Genomic DNA, 2,953 nt, shown 5'->3' with positions numbered 1-2,953 from the left:
TTGCACTATGATTTTTCCTTCGTCAATATTGTAGGCGTGGCCAATCCAGTCTACCATTTCCAGGTCTTTAAAAAGGTAATTCAGATGTGTTGTGATTGTTGTAGAATCATCAATGGACAAAACTTTTAGTTTCATTTTTGTTTTTTGGGGACTTTTAAAGTGCCACGAAGGTAAGAAAATAAAATTTGTAAGAAAATAGTAATAATTATGAAGTGCATGTGGTTGTAGCCACTACATTATACTGCACCAAATAAAAAACAACTAAGGTGTAAAGAAACACTATGAAAAAGACTGCAATTTTATTTTGATACTTGCTGGAGTCCATGTTTTTGAAAAGTTAAATAAAATAGCCGAAAGAACTGAGTAATCATAATTCTTCCCTATATCAAAAAAAAGCTTAAAACTACCTTAGTGTTATTTAAAGTTTTTTTAAAAAAAATTACAATCACAATTTGCTTTTTCGGCTATTTATTATTTGTCCCAGGTTCAATAAATGCTTTGGGGATCTAGCTTAAATTGACTGAGACAACAAAAATTAACACTTAAATTTATTATGAAATAAATTACTGGTGCAAAGGTACACAGTGAATATTTTGTGGAGAATAGTTTAATATATGATTTCCTTGTAACAAAACATACTACAACTCTATGAACAAAAGCAGATGAGGACTGTATTATAAAAAAAATAATAGGTTATTTGAATGCTATGTAGTTAATCACACCTCATCGGCTAAACCAAATTGTTATCCAGTGCATAACGGGTGATTTCAGCATTATTGTTTAATTGTAATTTTTCAAGTATTCTGGCCCTGTATGTACTTATGGTATTGACTGTTAATGTAAGTTCTTTTGCAATATTTGATACTGTTTTACCTGAAGCAATTAACTGGAGTACCTGAAGTTCCCTATCTGAAAGGTTTTCATAAAGCGGTTTATCAAAGGGGGCAGAGAGCGATTGTGCCAATTTTTCGGCAACAGCTGCTGAAATGTATTTTTTGCCGTTCATTACAACCCTAACAGCATTAAGTAGTTCTTCAGGTGCACTGTCTTTATTTAGAAAACCACTGGCTCCGGCTTTTAAAACACGAATTGCATATTGGTCTTCCGGCTGAACACTAAGAATCAAAACTTTGGTTTTATTGCCATCGCTTCTTATTTGTTTTAAGGTATCCAAACCATTTCGGCCGGGCATAGAGATATCGAGCAAAACCAAATCCAGGTTTTCCTTTCTGCTGATTTGTATAGCTTCAAGTCCATTTGATGCTTCAAAATATTCAAGTTCGGGAAAAGTTTCATTGAGAATTTCAATTAATCCTTTCCTGAGTATTGCATGGTCATCTGCAATTAAAACTCTCATAATCTTGACATTTAGTCTTCTAAAGGTACTAAAACTTTTACTTTTGTGCCACCTTTCTTTTGATTTTCTATACTGAATGTGCCATTAATCATCAAGGCCCTTTCCCTCATCCCTGTGATTCCGAGAGAAAAGGTATTGTTTTTATCACTTTCATCTATTCCAACTCCATTATCTTCAATCTCAAGTTTTAATGTGTTATTTTCTTCAGAGAGCGTTGTTTTTACTTCGGTTGCCTTTGCGTGCCTCATTATATTTGTAAGTGATTCCTGATAGATCCTGTAAAAAGCTGTATTGATATCTTTTTCGTATTTTACAGATAGTTTTTGGGTGATTAAAGTAGTTTTTATTCCGGTCTGCTCTTCAAAAAGTTGACTCTGCCACTCAATTGCCGCTTCGAGTCCCAAATCATCCAAAACGCCCGGCCTGAGATTTGAAGCTACTTTTCTAACATCGTTAATGGCTTTATTAATACTCCCTATCAGTCGTTCCAATCGTTCAGTATCTTCCGGTAAATGTTTTATTATTTTATTTTTTAGCCATGAAGCGTCTAGTTTGATTCCGGTGAGTTGCTGCCCCAATTCATCGTGTATTTCACGTGCAATAGATATACGCTCTTCCTCCCTGGCCTCCTGAAGGTAGGCAGATAGGTTTCTAAGTTTTTGATTAACATCAAGAAGTTTTTGTTCATACTCTTTTTGCTGTGTTATGTCTTGAATAGCACCTATAAAGCGAATGGCTTTTCTTTCTATATTTCTTAAAATAACACCACGGTCTTTTACATATCGATAGGTGCCGTTTGAATGTTTAAACCGGTATTCATTTTCCCAGTTTAACACATTGCTTTGCAAGGCTTCATCAATACTCGTCAACACTACTTGAGCATCCTCCGGATGAACATTTTCAAGCCAAAAATCAAAGTTTGTGTTCTCAACATTATGCCCAAATATGGTTTTAAAACCTTCTCCCCAAAAAATGGATTGTTTATCTAAATCCCAATCCCAGATGGCGTCAAAAGTAGCTTTGGTGACATATTCATAGCGTTCGTTACTTTGTGCCAGTTGTTGTTCAGCGATGGCTTTTTCAGTAACATCAAGCACAGTCGATATCATCAGGTTCTGTTCATATACCGGTATATTTTTCGCATTAATTATACGTTCATTAGCTTTTTTGGTTGTAATTTTTACTCCTTCCCAATTCATTCGTTTTGGGTTTCCGCTCCCAATATCCCTCATTATCATTGATTTCATTTGATTTCTATACTTTTCATCAGGATAAACTTTCTCAAAAAAGCTTTCAAGGTCACTCAATTCTTTTTTGGGCCAACCGTAAATTTGTGCAAATTGTTTGTTCATCAAGGTAATTTCTCCTGAATCGAGCTTATTGACAGCAATGCCAATGGGAAGGTTTTCAATGGCAGTTTTAATAAAATGGTTTTGTTCCCTCAATTCAATCTCAATTTGTTTTTGTGCTGTAATGTCCTGAACGGTGCCTTCAAACAGGAGGGGTTTGCCATTTTCATCTTTTATTAACTTGCCTCTTTCCAGCACCCATTTTATTTTTCCGTTGTTTAAAACAATTCGGTGTTCAATATCCATG

At 34.8% G+C, this 2,953-nt stretch carries 2 protein-coding genes; both read right to left on the bottom strand.

The window, feature by feature from the left end; all coding sequences use genetic code 11:
* Positions 1–730: 730 nt before the first annotated feature.
* Complete coding sequence (locus tag AC6F75_RS14470) at positions 731–1,357, bottom strand: response regulator (protein ID WP_500715796.1); 627 nt, start codon at positions 1,355–1,357, stop codon at positions 731–733.
* Between the two features lie 11 nt (positions 1,358–1,368).
* The coding region (locus AC6F75_RS14465; protein WP_500715795.1) for a PAS domain-containing protein at positions 1,369–2,953 on the bottom strand (1,585 nt) is incomplete at its 5' end.

It is taken from the genome of Planktosalinus sp., assembly GCF_059864935.1.
Note: the sequence above shows the minus strand (reverse complement) of the source record. Positions and strands in the feature narration are given on the sequence as shown.